General features: G+C 74.0%; 1 protein-coding gene and 1 pseudogene. Both read left to right on the plus strand.

Annotated elements, in window-relative coordinates:
• Nucleotides 1-21: 21 nt before the first annotated feature.
• Nucleotides 22-8,022, plus strand: a pseudogene (locus AC3EVP_RS30825) (type I polyketide synthase); the annotation flags it as partial.
• Between the two features lie 110 nt (nt 8,023-8,132).
• Nucleotides 8,133-19,097: a type I polyketide synthase gene (locus AC3EVP_RS30830; protein WP_435135601.1), complete on the plus strand. Its 10,965-nt coding sequence runs from the start codon at nt 8,133-8,135 to the stop codon at nt 19,095-19,097.
• The last annotated feature ends 49 nt before the right edge of the window (nt 19,098-19,146 follow it).

The following is a 19,146-nucleotide window of genomic DNA, read 5'->3' on the forward strand; positions in this document are numbered from 1 at the left end:
CCGACCAGCACCACCGCCGACGTGTCGGCCGCCGGTCTCGGCGCTCCCGGACACGGCCTCCTCGGCGCGTCGGTCGCCCTCGCGGGCGGCGGCGGGACCGTACTGACCGGCCGGCTCGCGCTGGCCACCCACCCCTGGCTCGCCGACCACGCGGTCCGCGGCATCGTCCTGGTGCCCGGCACCGGCCTGGTCGAACTCGCCGTACGCGCGGGCGACGAGGTCGGCTGCGGCCGGGTGGAGGAACTCACGCTCCAGGCGCCGCTGGTGCTGCCCGCCACCGGCGCGGTCCAGGTCCAGGTCGTCGTCGGCACCCCGGACGACGCGGGCCGCCGGGCCCTGGACATCTACTCCCGGCCCGAGGAGTCCGGCGCCGAGGACACCTGGACGCTGCACGGCACCGGAACACTCGCCCCGGCCGACCCGCTCGCCCTGGCGGGCACCCCGGCCACCCCTCCGACCGGCACCCGGGCCGATCTCACCGCCTGGCCCCCGCACGACGCCGAGCCCGTCGACACCACCGGCTTCTACGCTGCCATGGCCGAGCGCGGCTACGAGTACGGCCCCGCCTTCCAGGGCCTGCGCGGTGTCTGGCGGCGCGGCGACGAGGTGTTCGCCGAGGTCGTCCTGCCCGCGGAGGCGGCCGACACCGTCGACGGGTTCGGCCTGCACCCGGCGCTGCTCGACGCCGGCCTCCAGTCCGGGCTGCTCACCCTCTTCGCGCCCGCCGCCGGCCACACCTCCGGCCACACCTCAGGCAACCGGCTGCCGTTCTCCTGGCGCGGCGTGACCCTGCACGCGGTCGGCGCGACCGCCCTGCGCGTCCGGATGGCCCCCGTCGCCGGCGACCCGACGACGGTCACGCTCGATGTCGCCGACGCCTCCGGCGGCCCGGTGGCGTCCGTCGAGGTGCTGGCGACCCGCGAGGTGTCCGAGGAGCAGTTGGCGGCGGCGTCGGCGGGGGGCGACGACGCGCTGTTCGCGGTGGAGTGGGTGCCGGTGACGGGCGGGGCCGAGGCGGGGCCCCCGGTCGCGGTGCTCGGTGCCGAGGGGGCGTACGCCGATGTGGACGCGTTGCTGGCGTCCGGCGATGACGTACCCGGGACCGTGGTGTGGGAGTGCGGCCCGGCCGATGACGGCGCCGTACCGGAGGCCGTACGGTCGCGGCTGGCCGAGGTGCTGGATGTGGTGCGGCGGTGGGCGGGTGAGGAGCGGCTCGCCGAGTCGCGGTTGGTGGTGGTGACCCGGGAGGCCGTGTCGGTGTCCGCCGGTGAGCCGGTGGAGGTGGCGCTCGCGCCGGTGTGGGGCCTGGTACGGGTGGCGCAGGCGGAGTACCCGGGCCGGTTCGTGCTCGCCGACCTCCCTGCCGACGCGGGAGTTGCCGCGCTCGCGCCCGGACTGGCCTCCGGTGAAGCGCAGTTGGCGCTACGGGACGGCGTGGCGCGCACACCGCGCCTGACCCGCGCGCAGCTCCCGCCCGCCGCCGAAGCGGCCACCGCCGCGCCCGTGTTCGGGGACGGCCCGGTGCTCGTGACCGGCGCATCGGGCGTACTGGGCACCGCAGTCGCCCGGCACCTGGTGTCCGCGCACGGCGTGCGCCACCTGCTGCTGCTCTCCCGTCGCGGCCCCGCGGCCGACGGCATCGCCGGGCTGAGCAGCGAACTGGCCGCCCAGGGCGCCGTCGTGGAGGTGCTGGCCTGCGACGCGGCCGACCGGGACGCGCTGGCCGAGGTCCTACGGGATCGCCACCTCACCGGCGTGGTGCACGCGGCGGGCGTACTCGACGACGGCGTACTGGACGCACTCGACGACGCGCGCTTCGACACGGTGCTGCGCCCGAAGGTGGACGCGGCCTGGCACCTGCACGAACTGACCCGGGACATGGACCTGTCGGCGTTCCTCCTGTTCTCCGCCGGCGCCGGCACCTTCGGCACCGCAGGACAGGCCAACTACGCCGCGGCCAACGTCTTCCTCGACGCCCTCGCCCAGGCCCGGCAGGCCGAGGGACTGCCCGGCCTGTCCCTGGCGTGGGGCCTGTGGGCCGAGACCAGCGCCATGACCGGCGGGCTCGGCGAGGCCGGCCGCAACCGCCTCGCCCGGCTCGGCGTCACCGCCCTGGAGACCGGCCAGGGCCTCGCCCTCCTCGACGCGGCCGCCCGCACCGGCGACCCGTACCTGCTCCCCCTGCGGCTGGACCTGGCGGCCCTGCGCCGCCGGGCGGCGACCTCCCCGGTACCGGCGCTGCTCAGCACCCTGGTGCCGCAGGGCGTACGGCGCCAGGCGGCCGCCGCGGGCACCCCGGCGACCGGCGGCGACCTCGCCGGACAGCTCGCCGCACTGCCCGCCGACCGACGCGAGGAGTACCTGCTCGACATCGTCCGCGGCGAGGTCGCCGCCGTCCTCGGACACGCCTCCGCCGACGCCGTCGAAGCCGAACGCGCCTTCAAGGACCTCGGGTTCGACTCCCTCACCGCCGTCGAACTGCGCAACCGGCTCGGCGCCGCCACCGGACTGCGGCTGCCCGCCACCCTCGTTTTCGACCACCCCAACGCCGCCGCCGTCGTCCGCCTGCTGCGCACCGAACTCGTCGGCACCGGACCCGGCGCCGCACCGGCCGCCACCCCGGCCGCCCGCCCGGCCACCCCGGCCGGCGCCGCCGAACCCATGGCGATCATCGGCATGAGCTGCCGCTTCCCCGGCGACGTGGTCTCCCCGGAGGACCTGTGGCAGCTCGTCGCCGAGGGCCGCGACGCGATCGACGTCATGCCCGGCGACCGCGGCTGGGACATCGACGCCCTCTACGACCCGACCCCGGGCGTACCCGGCCGGATCTACTCCCGCGAGGGCGGCCTGCTGCGCGGCGCCGCCGACTTCGACCCCGCGTTCTTCGGCATCTCGCCCCGCGAGGCGCTGGCCATGGACCCGCAGCAGCGCCTGCTGCTGGAGACGTCGTGGGAGGCGTTCGAACGCGCCGGCATCGACCCGGCCACCTTGCGCGGCAGCAGCACCGGCGTCTTCGCGGGCGTCATGTACCACGACTACGGCGCCCGGCTCGGTGCCGGCACCGTGCCCGAGGACGTCGAGGGCTACGTCGGCAACGGCAGCGCGGGCAGCATCGCCACCGGCCGCATCGCCTACACCTTCGGGCTCGAGGGCCCGGCGGTGACCGTGGACACCGCCTGCTCCTCGTCCCTGGTCGCGCTGCACCTGGCCATGCAGGCCATCCGGCAGGGCGAGTGCTCGCTCGCCCTGGTCGGCGGCGTCACCGTCATGTCGTCCGTCGAGATGTTCCTGGAGTTCAGCCGCCAGCGCGCCGTCTCGCCCGACGGCCGCTGCAAGGCGTTCGGCGCCGGCGCGGACGGCGCCGGCTTCAGCGAGGGCGCGGGCATGCTGCTGGTCGAGCGGCTGTCGGACGCCCAGCGGCTCGGCCACCCCGTCCTGGCCGTGGTCCGCGGCAGCGCCGTCAACCAGGACGGCGCGTCGAACGGCCTCACCGCCCCCAACGGCCCCGCCCAGCAGCGCGTCATCCGCCAGGCCCTGGCCGCGGCCGGACTGGAACCCGCGCAGATCGACACGGTGGAGGCCCACGGCACCGGCACGACACTCGGCGACCCCATCGAGGCCCAGGCCCTGCTGGCGACGTACGGCCAGGGGCGTGATGCCGAACGGCCTGTGTGGCTGGGGTCGTTGAAGTCGAACATCGGGCATGCGCAGGCGGCGGCCGGTGTCGGCGGTGTGATCAAGATGGTGATGGCGTTGCGGGCGGGTGTGCTGCCGCGGACGTTGCATGTGGAGGAGCCCTCCCCGCACATCGACTGGTCGGCGGGCGAGGTTCGGCTGCTGACCGAGGAACGGGCATGGCCCGAGACGGGGCAGCCGCGCCGCGCGGGCGTCTCGTCCTTCGGCGCCAGCGGCACCAACGCCCACCTCATCCTGGAGCAGGCCCCGGCCACGGAACCCGAGGCCGCCGCGAACGACGCCCCGGCGGCACCCCCGCTTCCGGTCGTCCCCTGGGTGATCAGCGCCAGGACCGAAGCCGCGCTGCGTGGGCAGGCGGAGCGGCTGAGGTCGTATGTTGCCGGGCGGGCTGGACTGCGGCCGGTGGATGTGGCGTGGTCGTTGGCGACGACGCGGGGTGCGTTGGAGCATCGTGCGGTGGTGGTGGGTGCGGATCTGGGGGAACTGGTCGATGGTCTGGACGTGTTGGCGCAGTCCAGTGTGGCGGTGGGTGGGCGCACCGCGTTCTTGTTCACGGGGCAGGGTGCGCAGCGGCTTGGGATGGGCCGGGAGTTGTATGACGTGTTTCCGGTGTTCCGGGGGGCGTTGGACGAGGTGTGTGCGGAGTTGGACGCGCTGACGGTACGGCCGGTGCGTGCGGTGATGTGGGGTGAGGATGCGGAGGTGTTGGGGCGTACGGAGTTCACGCAACCGGCGCTGTTCGCCGTCGAAGTGGCGTTGTTCCGGCTCCTGGCGTCGTGGGGGATACGGCCGGATGCGGTGGCGGGGCATTCGATCGGTGAGATCGCGGCGGCACACGTGACGGGTGTGTTGTCGTTGCGGGACGCGTGTGTGCTGGTGGCGGCGCGGGGCCGGTTGATGCAGCAACTCCCCGTGGGCGGGGCGATGGTGGCGGTCGAGGCGACCGAGGCGGAGGTGCGTGAGCTGCTGGTCGGAGTGGAGGACGGGGCTGGTGTGGCGGCGGTCAACGGCCCGCAGTCCGTGGTGATCTCGGGTGCGGAGGTCGACGTCGAGCGGGTGGCGGAGGAACTGGCCGGTCGCGGGCGTCGGGTGAAGCGGCTCGCGGTGAGCCACGCGTTCCACTCGCCGTTGATGGAGCCGATGCTGGCGGAGTTCCGTACGGTCGTGGCGGGAATGGACTTCCAGGAGCCCTCCGTGCCGTTCGTGTCGACCGTCACCGGCAGCGCCGATGCGGAGCAGTTGCGGACGGCCGACTACTGGGTCGAGCACGTTCGTGCGGCGGTCCGTTTCGCTGATGCGGTGGCGGAGTTGCATGGATTGGGGGTGCGGCGGTTCGTGGAGGTGGGGCCGGCTGCGGTGTTGGCGGGGTTGGTGGGGCAGGTGGTGGAGGCGGATGCTGTGGCGGTGCTGCGGCGGCGGGTGCCGGAGGTGCGGGCGGTGGTGGAGGCGGCCGGTGCGGTGTTCGTCCGGGGTGGTGCGGTGGAGTGGGCGGCGGTGCTGGCCGGTGGTCGGCGGGTGGAGTTGCCGACGTACGCGTTCCAGCACGAGCGGTACTGGCTCGACGCCCCGGCCGCAGCCGGTGACGTCACCGCGGCCGGACTGCGGAGCGCCGGGCATCCGCTGCTCGGCGCGGCCGTCGAGCTGGCCGGCGCCGACCGTACGGTGTTCGTCGGCCGCTTCTCGGTCGCCGCTCAGCCGTGGCTGGCCGACCACGCCGTCCACGGCACCGTCCTCGTCCCGGGTGCCGCGCTGGTGGAGCTGGCGCTGCGGGCAGGGGACGAGGTCGGGTGCGGCCGTCTGGAGGAGTTGACGCTCCAGGCGCCGCTGGTGCTGCCGGCGAGCGGGGCCGTGCAGATCCAGGTGACGGTGGGCGAGGCGGACGAGGCCGGGCGCCGTACCGTCGAGATCCACTCCCGCGCCGAGCAGGACGCGGCCGGGACGACCTGGTCCTGCCACGCCCTCGGCGCACTCACCGCGCCCGAGGCGCACCCCGCGCCCGCCGCGCTGTCCGACCTCTGGCCGCCGCAGGACGCCCAGGCGCTCGACGTGGACGGCTTCTACACCGACCTGGCGGACCGCGGTTACGCCTACGGGCCCGCCTTCCAGGGCCTGCGCCGGGCGTGGCGGCGCGGTGACGACGTGTTCGCCGAAGTCGCCCTGCCGGACACGGCACTGGACGCCGCGGACTCCTTCGGGCTGCACCCGGCCCTGCTCGACGCCGCCTTGCAGACCATGAACTTCACCTCCACGGACGCGGGTTCGGGCACGCGGCTGCCGTTCGCGTGGGCGGATGTGGCGCTGCATGCGGTGGGTGCGGTGGCGGTGAGGGTGCGGGTTGCGCCGGATGGGCGTGGGGGTGTGGCGGTGGAGTTGTTCGACGAGGTGGGGTTGCCGGTGGCGTCGGTGGGTTCGTTGGCGTTGCGTGAGGTGAGTCGGGAGCAGTTGGCGGCGGCGTCGGCGGGGGGCGACGACGCGCTGTTCGGGGTGGAGTGGGTGCCGGTGACGGGCGGGGCCGAGGCGGGGCCCCCGGTCGCGGTGCTCGGTGCCGAGGGGGCGTACGCCGATGTGGACGCGTTGCTGGCGTCCGGCGATGACATACCCGGGACGGTGGTGTGGGAGTGCGGTCCGGCCGATGACGGCGCCGTTCCGGAGGCCGTGCGGTCGCGGCTGGCCGAGGTGCTGGGTGTGGTGCGGCGATGGGTGGCCGAGGAGCGGCTCGCCGGGTCGCGGTTGGTGGTGGTGACCCGGGGCGCGGTGGCCGTGTCCGCCGGTGAGTTGGTGGAGGTGGGGTCTGCGCCGGTGTGGGGTTTGGTGCGGGTGGCGCAGGCGGAGTACCCGGGGCGGTTTGTGTTGGCGGATCTGCCGGTGGGTGTGGGCGTTGACGTACTGACGGCTGGACTGGTGGCGGATGAGCCGCAGGTGGCGGTGCGGGATGGCGTGGTGCGGGTGCCGCGTCTGACCCGGGCGGAGGGTCCTTCGGAGGAGGGCGGTCGGGCGTTCGGTGACGGTCCGGTGTTGGTGACCGGGGCGTCGGGCGCGTTGGGCTCCGTAGTTGCCCGGCACCTCGTGGTGGCGCACGGCGTACGGGAGTTGGTGTTGCTGAGCCGTCGCGGCCTGGAAGCGGCTGGCATGCCGGAGTTGAGCCGGGAGTTGACGGAACAGGGTGCCGCGGTGGAGGTGGTGGCGTGTGACGCGGCGGACCGGGATGCGCTGGCGGACGTGTTGCGCGAGCGCCGTCTCACGGGTGTGGTGCACGTCGCGGGCGTACTGGACGACGGTGTGCTGGATGCGCTGGACGAGTCCCGCTTCGACGCGGTGCTGCGTCCGAAGGTGGACGCGGCCTGGAATCTGCATGAGTTGACCCGGGGCATGGATCTGTCGGCGTTCGTGCTGTTCTCGTCGGCCGCTGGTGTGTTCGGCAATGCGGGCCAGGCGAACTACGCGTCGGCGAACGTCTTCCTGGATGCTCTCGCTCAGGCACGGCGTGCTGAGGGTCTTCCGGGGTTGTCCCTGGCCTGGGGTTTGTGGGCGGGGGCGGAGAGTGCGATGACCGCTGGGCTGGGTGTGGCGGACCAGAAACGTATCGCGCGGCTCGGTGCGGAGGCGCTGAGTGAGGCGGAGGGGCTGGCGCTGCTGGACCGGGCGCTGGGTGCGGGCGGCGGCGCGGGGACGGACGGCCTGCTCGTCCCCGTACGCCTCAACCTCCCCGCCCTGCGCGGGCGGCCGGAGGAGGCACCCGCGTTGCTGCGCGCGCTGGTGCCTGCCAGGGTGCGGCGGCATGCCGCGGCCGGGGCGGCGCGGGAGGGCGGTCCGGGGCTGGCCGAGCAGCTGGCGGGGATGAACGAGGGCCGCCGGGCGGCGCATCTGCTGGCGCTGGTGCGTACGGAGGTCGCCGCGGTGCTGGGCCACCGGTCGGCGGCGACGGTGGAGCCAGAACGCGCCTTCAAGGACCTCGGGTTCGACTCGCTCACGGCGGTGGAACTGCGCAACCGGCTGCACAGCGCGTCCGGGTTGAAGCTGGCCGCCACCGTCGTCTTCGACCACCCGACGTCCGCGGACCTGGCGCGCCACCTGCGGACGCAGATCCCGGACCTGCCGGCGGCCGGACCGGAGTGGCTGCTCGGTGAACTCGACCGGATCGAGCAGGCGTTGGCCGATGTCGACCCGAACGACGAGCAGAGCGCCGGTATCCAGCAGCGCCTGGCCGCGCTGGCCGCCCGCTTCGAGGCCGCTGCCCGGCCGGCGGAGGCCGAGGAGGTCGCCGACCAGATCGACGCGGCGACGGACGACGAGATCTTCGCGTTCATCGACAACGAACTCGGCTGAGCCCCGCCCGGCGCCGTACCCCTACACCCGGTACGGCGCCGACCCCCGTCCCCGCCCCCGCCCCACGTACGCCGATCGTCTCCGACGACGACTCGAATGGTGACTGACTGATGTCCAACGAGCAGAAGCTGCGCGACTACCTCAAGCGGGTCACGACCGACCTGGCCGACGCCCGGCGCCGGCTCGGCCAGGCCGAGGCCGCCCGGCACGAGCCCGTCGCGATCGTCGGTATGGCCTGCCGCTACCCGGGCGGGGTCGGGTCGCCGGAGGACCTGTGGCAGCTGGTAGCCGAGGGCCGCGACGCGATCGGCGACATGCCGGCGGACCGCGGCTGGGACGTCGACGCGCTCTACGACCCCGACCCGTCGAGCACCGGCACCACGTACTCCCGCGAGGGCGGATTCCTGCGGGAGGCGGCCGAGTTCGACCCGGCGTTCTTCACCATCCCACCGCGTGAGGCGCTCGCGATGGACCCGCAGCAGAGGCTGCTGCTGGAAGCGTCGTGGGAGGCGTTCGAGCGGGCGGGCATCGACCCGGCCACCCTGCGCGGCAGCCGGACCGGGGTCTTCGCCGGGGTGATGTACCACGACTACGGCGGCCGCTTCGGCACCGGCCCGGGCGCGCTGCCCAAGGGCGTCGAGGGGTACGTCGGCAACGGCAGCGCGGGCAGCATCGCCACGGGCCGGATCGCCTACACCTTCGGGCTCGAGGGCCCGGCGGTGACCGTGGACACCGCCTGCTCGTCCTCGCTGGTCGCGCTGCACCTGGCGATCCAGGCGCTGCGGCAGGGCGAGTGCGCGCTCGCCCTCGCGGGCGGCGTCACCGTGATGTCCACGCCGGACACCTTCGTCGAGTTCAGCCGCCAGCGCGGGCTGGCCCCGGACGGCCGCTGCAAGGCGTTCGGTGCGGGTGCGGACGGCACGGGGTGGGCAGAGGGCGTGGGGATGCTGCTGGTGGAGCGGCTGTCGGACGCCCAGCGGCTGGGCCATCCGGTGCTCGCCGTGGTCCGGGGCAGCGCGGTCAACCAGGACGGCGCGTCGAACGGTCTGACCGCGCCCAACGGCCCCTCTCAGGAACGGGTGATCCGCCAGGCGCTGGCCGCCGCGCAGCTGACCCCCGCACAGGTGGACGTGGTGGAGGGCCACGGCACCGGTACGACGCTGGGCGACCCCATCGAGGTGCAGGCGCTCCAGGCGACGTACGGGCAGAGCCGGACCCCCGAACGGCCCCTGTGGCTCGGGTCGTTGAAGTCGAACATCGGGCACGCGCAGGCCGCGGCGGGGGTCGGCGGGATCATCAAGATGGTGATGGCGCTGCGCGCCGACGTGCTGCCCCGCACGCTGCACGCGGCCGAGCCGTCACACCAGGTCGACTGGTCGGCGGGTACCGTGCGGCTGCTGAACCAGGCACGCCCGTGGCCCGAGACCCGGGAGCCGCGCCGTGCGGCGGTGTCGTCGTTCGGGGTCAGCGGCACCAACGCGCACGTGATCATCGAGCAGGCGCCGGAGCAGCAGGACGAGGCTGCGGCAGACACCACGCCGGTCGGCTCCGCTGCCCAAACGCCGGCCGTCGCACCGGCGTTGCTTCCCTGGCCGCTGTCCGCCGGCAGCGCCGAGGCCCTACGGGCCCAGGCGGCCCGGCTGCACGCCCACCTCCTCGCCCACCCCGACCACACGGCCGCCGACATCGCCCACGCGCTCGGCACCACGCGCGCCGCGCTCACCCACCGCCTCGTCGCACTCGGCGCCGACCGCGCCGAACTCCTCGCCGCCGTGGCCCGGTTCGCCGAGACCGGCGCCGTATCGGGCGAGTCCGGCGCCATACCGGGTGAGACGGGCACCACCGCCTCCGCCGACGGTACGGCCCTCGGCGTCACAGGCACGGCCGCACCCGGCGCGACCGCCTTCCTCTTCTCCGGCCAGGGCTCGCAGTGGGCCGGCATGGGCCGCGAACTCCACCGCCGCTACCCGCGGTTCCGGCAGGCCCTCGACGAGGTGTGCGCCGCACTCGACCCGCTGCTCGAACAGCCGCTGTACGAAGCCCTGTTCGCCGAGCCCGGCACGCCCGCGGCCGCCGCGCTCGACGCCACCGGCCGCACCCAACCCGCTGTCTTCGCCCTGGAGATCGCCCTCTTCCGGCTGCTGGAGTCCTGGGGCATACGGCCCGACCTGCTCGCCGGGCACTCCGTCGGCGAGATCGCCGCCGCCCATGTCGCCGGGGTCCTCTCCCTGGCGGACGCGTGCGCCCTGGTCGCCGCGCGCGGCCGACTCATGCAGCAACTCCCCGCCGGGGGCGCCATGGTGGCCGTCGAAGCCGACGCCGACGAGGTGCGTCCGCTGCTCGCCGGACACGAGCACGAGGCCGGCCTCGCCGCCGTCAACGCGCCCGGATCGGTCGTCGTATCCGGTGCGGAACCGGCGGTGCGCGCGGTCGCCGACGCGCTCGCGGCCCGCGGCCGCCGCACCAAGCAGCTCAAGGTCAGCCACGCCTTCCACTCGCCGCTGATGGAGCCGATGACGGCGGAGTTCCGGACCGTCGTGGCGGGCCTGGACTTCCACGAGCCGAGCCTGCCGATCGTGTCGACCGTCACCGGCACCACCGATCCGGAGCAGATGCGGACCGCCGAGTACTGGGTCGAGCACGTACGCGCCACCGTCCGTTTCGCCGACGCGGTCGCGGAACTGCACGCGCAGGGCGTGCGCAGGTTCGTGGAGGTGGGCCCGTCGGCCGCGCTCCTGCCCATGGTCGAGCGGACCGTGGACGCGCAGGACGCACTCGACGTGCCGGGCACGGTGGACGCACCGGGCACCCCGGACCCGGCCGACCGGGCGGACAGGAGCGGCGCCGCGGACCCGGGCGGCCCGGCCGTCGTCGTCTCCGTGCTCCGCCGGGCCGCACCGGAGGAGCGCGCCCTGCTCACCGCCGTGTCCCGGCTCCACGCGGCCGGCACGCCCGTCGACTGGGCGGCCGTGCTCGACGGGCTCGGCGCGCGGCGCGTCGACCTGCCCACGTACGCCTTCCAGCGGCAGCGGTACTGGCTCGACGCCCCCGCCGGCACCGGTGACATGACCGCCGCCGGCCTCGGCGCGGCCCACCACCCGCTGCTCGGCGCGTCCGTCGCCCTCGCGGAAGGCGACGGCGTCCTCCTCACCGGCCGGCTCTCCGTGGCGGCCCAGCCGTGGCTGGCGGACCACGCCGTCGCCGGCGCGACGCTGGCGCCGGGCACCGCGCTGGTGGAACTGGCGCTGCGCGCGGGCGACGAGGTCGGCTGCACCCGGATCGACGACCTCACCCTCGAAGCACCGCTGGTCCTGCCCACGGGTACGGCGGACACCGCGGCCGGGCAGCACCACGTCCAGCTCCAGGTGCAGGTCACCGTCGGCGCACCCGACGAGCGCGGGGCGCGCCCGGTCCACATCTACTCCCGGCCGCAGCCCGACGGGCACCCCGGGCAGGGGCAGAGCGCCGACAGCGCCTGGACCCGCCACGCCACCGGCCTGCTCACCGCGGGCACCCCCGCCCCGGCCCCGTCCGACGACCTCACCGCCTGGCCGCCGCCCGCCGCCGAACCGGTGCACCTCGACGGCTTCTACGACGGCCTCGCCGACCGCGGCTACGCCTACGGGCCCGCCTTCCGCGGCCTGCTGCGCGCCTGGCGCCGCGGCGACGACCTCTTCGCCGAGGTCGCCGTGCCCGACCAACAGGGCTTCGCCGTCGGTGAGTTCGGCCTCCACCCGGCCCTGCTCGACGCGGCCCTCCACCCGATCGGCCTGACCTCCCTCGCCGCCGACGGTGCCACCCGGCTGCCGTTCGCCTGGTCCGGCGTCTCCCTCCACGCCGTCGGTGCCACCGCGCTCCGCGTCCGCCTCGCCCCGACCGGGCCCGACAGCTTCTCCGTCACCGCCGCCGACCCGACGGGCGCCCCGGTGGCCGAGGTCGAGTCCCTGCACGTACGGGAGATGTCGCGGGACCAGCTCGTCGCGGCGATGGGGGCCGCGGTGTCGGCGGGGGGTGAGGACGCGCTGTTCGGGGTGGAGTGGGTGCCGGTGGTTGGTGGGGGTGAGGCGGGGCCGTACGTGGTGGTGGGTGCGGGTGGGTCGTACGCCGATGTGGACGCGCTGCTGGCGTCGGGTGATGACGTGCCGGGGACGGTGGTGTGGGAGTGCGGTCCGGTGGGTGGTGGTGCGGTGCCGGGGGTGGTGCGGTCGCGGCTGGCTGAGGTGTTGGGTGTGGTGCGGCGGTGGGTGGGTGAGGAGCGGTTGGCGGGTTCGCGGTTGGTGGTGGTGACGCGGGGGGCTGTGTCGGTGTCCGTGGGTGAGTTGGTGGAGGTGGGGCTTGCGCCGGTGTGGGGTTTGGTGCGGGTGGCGCAGGCGGAGTACCCGGGGCGGTTCGTGTTGGCGGATCTGCTGGTGGGTGCCGACGTTGAGACGGTGGTGCCCGGGCTGGCCTCGGCAGAGGGGCAGTTGGCGGTGCGGGATGGCGTTACCCGCGCGCCCCGTCTGGTGCGGGCGCGGGTGGCGGCGGAGGAGGGCGGTCGGGCGTTCGGTGACGGTCCGGTGTTGGTGACCGGGGCGTCGGGTGCGTTGGGCTCCGTAGTTGCCCGGCATCTGGTGGCGGCGCATGGCGTGCGGGAGTTGGTGTTGCTGAGTCGTCGCGGCCTGGCAGCCGAAGGTATGCAGGAGTTGAGCCGTGAGTTGACGGAACAGGGTGCCGCGGTGGAGGTGGTGGCGTGTGATGCGGCAGACCGGCATGCGCTGGCCGAGGCCCTGCGGGATCGCCGCCTCACCGGTGTGGTGCACGCGGCGGGCGTACTGGACGACGGTGTACTGGACTCACTCGACGACGGGCGCTTTGACACGGTGCTGCGCCCGAAGGTGGACGCGGCCTGGAATCTGCATGAGCTGACCCGGGGCATGGACTTGTCGGCGTTCGTGCTGTTCTCCTCCGCTGCGGGTGTGTTCGGCAATGCGGGCCAGGCGAACTACGCGTCGGCGAACGTCTTCCTGGATGCTCTCGCTCAGGCACGGCGTGCTGAGGGTCTTCCGGGGTTGTCCCTCGCCTGGGGTTTGTGGGCGGGGGCGGAGAGTGCGATGACCGCCGGGCTGGGTGCGGCGGACCAGAAACGTATCGCGCGGCTCGGCGCGGAGGCGCTGAGCGAGGGGGAGGGGTTGGCGCTGCTGGACCGGGCGCTGGCAGCGGGCGGCAGCGCGGAGAGGGAGAGCCTGCTCGTCCCCGTACGCCTCAGCCGGGCGGCGCTGCGGGCCCAGGCGCAGGCGGGGACGTTGCCCGCGCTGCTTCGGGCGTTGGTGCCGGCGACCGTACGGCGGCAGGCCGCGACACGGTCCGCGCCGGGCACGAACGGAGCCGGTGGCGGACTGGCCCAGCACCTGGCCGGCCGGTCACCGGCCGAACGCACCGCACACGTCCAGGACCTGGTGCGCCGCGAGGTCGCCGCGGTCCTCGGCCACAGCACCCCGGACGCGGTACGGGCCACCCAGTCCTTCAAGGAACTGGGCTTCGACTCGCTGACCGCGGTGGAACTCCGCAACCGCCTGACCGCCGCGACCGGCCTGCGGCTGCCCGCCACCCTCATCTTCGACCACCCGACCTCGGCCGCCCTGGCCGCCCGCCTGCTGGCCGACCTCGTCGGCGCGGACGCGGAGCCGGCCGCGCGTGCCGCCCGCACCGTCGTCATGGCGCACGACGAGCCGATCGCGATCGTGGGCATGGGCTGCCGCTTCCCGGGAGGAGTCGACTCTCCCGAGGACCTGTGGGACCTGGTGCTGGCCGGGGGCGACGCCGTCTCCGGCTTCCCGGGGGACCGGGGCTGGGATGTGGAGGCCCTGTTCCACCCGGACCCGGACCACGCGGGGACGACGTACTCCCGCGAAGGTGGGTTCCTGGACGCGGTGGCGGAGTTCGATGCGGGGTTCTTCGGTGTGTCGCCGCGTGAGGCGTTGGCGATGGACCCGCAGCAGCGGTTGTTGCTGGAGACGTCGTGGGAGGCGTTCGAGCGTGCGGGTATTGATCCGGCCGGGTTGCGGGGGAGTCGTACGGGTGTGTTCGCGGGGGTGATGTACCACGATTACGCGTCGCGGTTGCGTGAGGTGCCGGGGCATCTCGAAGGGTTGATGGGGACGGGTAACGCGACGAGTGTGATTGCGGGTCGGTTGTCGTACACGTTCGGGCTGGAGGGCCCGTCGGTGAGTGTGGATACGGCGTGTTCTTCGTCGTTGGTGGCGTTGCATCTTGCGGTGCAGGCGTTGCGTGCGGGTGAGTGTGAGATGGCGTTGGCCGGTGGGGTGACGGTGATGGCCACGCCGGAGGCGTTTGTGAACTTCAGCCGTCAGCGGGGGTTGGCGGTCGATGGGCGGTGCAAGGCGTTCGGTGCGGGTGCGGATGGCACGGGGTGGGCTGAGGGGGTGGGGGTGCTGCTGGTGGAGCGGTTGTCGGATGCCCAGCGGCTGGGCCATCCGGTGCTGGCCGTGGTGCGGGGCAGTGCGGTGAACCAGGATGGTGCGTCGAACGGTCTTACCGCGCCCAACGGGCCGTCCCAGCAACGGGTGATCCGCCAGGCGCTGGCAGCGGCCGGCCTGGAGGCCTCGCAGGTCGACACGGTGGAGGCGCACGGCACCGGTACGACGTTGGGTGACCCGATCGAGGTGCAGGCGCTCCAGGAGACGTATGGGCAGGGGCGTGATGCTGAACGGCCGTTGTGGTTGGGGTCGTTGAAGTCGAACATCGGGCATGCGCAGGCGGCGGCCGGTGTCGGCGGTGTGATCAAGATGGTGATGGCGTTGCGGGCTGGTGTGCTGCCGCGGACGTTGCATGTGGAGGAGCCCTCCCCGCACATCGACTGGTCTGCGGGCGAGGTGCGGCTGCTGGCCGAAGAACGGGCGTGGCCGGCAACGGGTGAGGCGCGGCGTGCGGCAGTGTCGTCGTTCGGGTTCAGCGGGACGAACGCGCACGTGATCATCGAGCAGGCCCCGGCGGTCGTGGCGCCCGAGGAGGACGGGGAGCCGCGGCCGGACGCGGTGGTGCCGTGGGTGCTGTCCGCGGCTTCCCCGGAGGCGCTGCGTGGGCAGGCGGAGCGGCTGCGGTCGTATGTTGCCGGGCGGGCTGGCCTGCGGCCGGTGGATGTGGCGTGGTCGTTGGCGACGACGCGGGGTGCGTTGGAGCACCGTGCGGTGGTGGTGGGTGCGGATCTGGGTGAACTGGCTGACGGGCTGGGTGGGTTGGCGGAGACCGGTGTGGCGGTGGGTGGGCGCACCGCGTTCCTGTTCACGGGGCAGGGTGCGCAGCGGCTCGGGATGGGCCGGGAGTTGTATGACGTGTTTCCGGTGTTCCGGGGGGCGTTGGACGAGGTGTGTGCGGAGTTGGACGCGGTGATGGCGCGTCCGGTGCGTGAGGTGATGTGGGGCGGGGACGTGGAGGTGTTGGCGCGTACGGAGTTCACGCAACCGGCGCTGTTCGCCGTCGAGGTGGCGTTGTTCCGGCTCCTGGCGTCGTGGGGGGTGCGGCCGGATGCGGTGGCGGGGCATTCGATCGGTGAGATCGCGGCGGCGCATGTGACGGGTGTGTTGTCGTTGCGGGACGCGTGTGTGCTGGTGGCGGCGCGGGGGCGGTTGATGCAGGAGCTTCCTGCGGGTGGGGCGATGGTGGCGGTGGAGGCCACCGAGGTAGAGGTGTGTGAGCTGCTGGAAGGCGTGGCGGACACTGTGGGTGTGGCGGCGGTCAACGGGCCGCAGTCGGTGGTGATTTCGGGTGTGGAGCGGGACGTCGAGCAGGTGGCGGAGAAGCTGGCTGAGCAGGGCCGGCGGGTGAAGCGGCTCGCGGTCAGCCATGCGTTCCATTCCCCGTTGATGGAGCCGATGGTGGCGGAGTTCCGTACGGTCGTGGCGGGCCTGGACTTCCACGAGCCGTCCGTGCCGTTCGTGTCCACGGTGACGGGTGCCGTGGTCGGCGCGGAGATCGCCGCGCCGGATTACTGGGTCGAGCATGTTCGTGCGGCGGTCCGTTTCGCCGATGCGGTCGCGGAACTGCACGCGCTGGGGGTGCGGCGGTTTGTGGAGGTCGGGCCGGACGCGGTGCTGGCCGGGCTGGTGGAGCCGGCGCTTGAGCCGGTGCTTGAGACGGACGTGGCCGCCGTGGCCGTACTGCGGCGGGACCGGGCGGAGGAGCGGGCGGTCATGGCCGCGGTCGGCCGGCTGCACATGGCCGGGGTGCCCCTCGAGTGGGCGGCGGTGCTGCCCGGCGGGCGGCGGGTGGAGCTGCCGACGTACGCGTTCCAGCACGAGCGTTACTGGCTGGAGGCCCCGGCCGGTGCGGGCGATGTCGCCGCGGCCGGGCTGCGGAGCGCCGGGCATCCGCTGCTCGGCGCGGCGGTCGAACTGGCCGGCGCCGACCGTACGGTGTTCGCGGGCCGGTTGTCCCTCGCGTCGCACGGGTGGCTGGCGGACCACGCCGTGGGCGACGTCGTGCTGGTGCCGGGTGCGGCGCTGGTGGAGCTGGCGCTGCGGGCGGGGGACGAGGTCGGGTGCGGCCGTTTGGAGGAGTTGACGCTCCAGGCGCCGCTGGTGCTGCCGGCGAGCGGGGCCGTGCAGATCCAGGTCGCGGTGGGCGAGGCGGACGAGGCCGGGCGCCGTACCGTCGAGGTCCACTCCCGCCCCCATGACCCGAGCGGCGCGGGGACCGCCGAGTGGACCGCGCACGCCGACGGCGTCCTGGCGGCGGTCGACACCGCCCCCGACAAGCAGGACGGACCCTGGCCGCCCGCCGGGGCCGCCCCCGTCGACGTGTCCGGCGTCTATGACACGCTCGCCGGCGAGGGCCTGAACTACGGCCCCTCGTTCCGCGGCCTGCGGGCGGCCTGGCGGCAGGGCGACGAGGTCCTTGCCGAGGTCGCGCTCCCCGATGAACTGGCCGACTCGGCCGACTCGTTCGGGCTGCACCCGGCCCTGCTGGACGCCGCTCTCCACACGATCGGCCTGCTGCCGCTCGCCGACGGTTCGGGCACGCGGCTGCCGTTCGCGTGGGCGGATGTGGCGTTGCACGCGGTGGGTGCGGTGGCGGTGCGGGCGCGGGTTGCGCCGGATGGGGGTGGGGGTGTGGCGGTGGAGTTGTTCGACGAGGCGGGGTTGCCAGTGGCCTCGGTGGGTTCGTTGGCGTTGCGTGAGGTGAGTCGGGAGCAGTTGGCGGCGGTGTCGGCGGGGGGTGAGGACGCGCTGTTCGGGGTGGAGTGGGTGCCGGTGGTGGGTGGGGGTGAGGTGGGTCCGTTCGTGGTGGTGGGTGCCGAGGGGGCGTACGCCGATGTGGACGCGTTGCTGGCGTCCGGCGATGACATACCCGGGACGGTGGTGTGGGAGTGCGGCCCGGCCGATGACGGCGCCGTACCGGAGGCCGTACGGTCGCGGCTGGCTGAGGTGCTGGGTGTGGTGCGGCGGTGGGTGGGTGAGGAGCGGCTCGCCGGGTCGCGGTTGGTGGTGGTGACCCGGGGCGCGGTGGCCGTGTCCGCCGGTGAGTTGGTGGAGGTGGGGTCTGCGCCGGTGTGGGGTTTGGTGCGGGTGGCGCAGGCGGAGTACCCGGGGCGGTTCGTGCTGGCGGATCTGCCGGTGGGCGCCGACGTTGAGACGGTGGCGCCAGGGCTAGCCTCGGCAGAGGGGCAGTTGGCGGTGCGTGACGGCGTTACCCGCGCGCCCCGTCTGGTGCGGGCGCGGGTGGCGGCGGAGGAGGGCGGTCGAGCGTTCGGTGACGGTCCGGTGCTGGTGACCGGTGCGTCGGGTGCGCTGGGCTCCGTAGTTGCCCGGCACCTGGTGGCGGCGCACGGCGTCCGTGAGTTGGTGTTGCTGAGTCGTCGCGGCCTGGAAGCGGTTGGCATGCCGGAGTTGAGCCGTGAGTTGACGCAACAGGGTGCCGCGGTGGAGGTGGTGGCGTGTGATGCGGCCGACCGGGATGCGCTGGCCGAGGCCCTGCGGGATCGCCGCCTCACCGGTGTGGTGCACGTCGCGGGCGTACTGGACGACGGTGTACTGGACTCACTCGACGACGGGCGCTTCGACACGGTCCTGCGCCCGAAGGTGGACGCGGCCTGGAACTTGCATGAGCTGACCCGGGACATGGACCTGTCCGCGTTCGTGTTGTTCTCGTCGGCCGCGGGTGTGTTCGGCAATGCGGGTCAGGCCAACTACGCGTCGGCGAACGTCTTCCTGGACGCTCTTGCCCAGGCTCGGCGTGCTGAGGGTCTTCCGGGGTTGTCCCTCGCGTGGGGTTTGTGGGCGGGGGCGGAGAGTGCGATGACCGCTGGGCTGGGTGTGGCGGACCAGAAACGTATCGCGCGGCTTGGTGCGGAGGCGCTGAGTGAGGCGGAGGGGTTGGCGCTGCTGGACCGGGCGCTGGGTGCGGGCAGCGGCGCGGGGACGGACGGCCTGCTCGTCCCCGTACGCCTCAACCTCCCCGCCCTGCGGACGCTCGCGGACTCCGGCCGGCTGCCCGCGCTGCTCGGCGGGCTCGTCCGTACCCGGCCCCGCCGGGCGGTGGGCGCTGCGGCGGCGGGCGGCGGCGTTCCGCTGCGGGAGCGCCTGGCCGGCATGAACGAGGCCGAGGCGGAACAGCACGTGGTGCGGCTGATCCGGAGCGAGGTCGCCGCGGTCCTCGGTCACGCGTCGCCGGACGTGGTCGGCCCGAAGCGGTCGTTCACCGAGCTGGGCTTCGACTCGCTGACCGCGGTGGAGCTGCGTAACCGCCTCACCGCGGTGACCGGCCTGCGGCTGCCCGCCACGCTCATCTTCGACTACCCCAACTCCACGCTGCTCGCGCGGCAGATCCGGCTGGAGCTCACCCCGGAAGCGGCGGCCGAGGCGCCGGCGGACGCCGAGGAGCGGGCCTTCCGGGAGGCCGTCGCGGCGATTCCGATGGCCCGGTTCCGTGAGGCCGGCCTGCTGGACCTGGTCCGCCAACTGGCCGACCCGGTAGCGGAAGAGGCGACCGTCCCGGGAGGGGACGACGAGGCCGAGTCCATCGACGACATGGACCTCGACAACCTGGTGCGCATGGCGCTCGACGGCAAAGACTCCTGACCCACCTCGTAATCCGGAGCAGAACATGGCAACGCCCAACGAAAAGGTC

Source organism: Actinacidiphila sp. bgisy144, assembly GCF_057708105.1.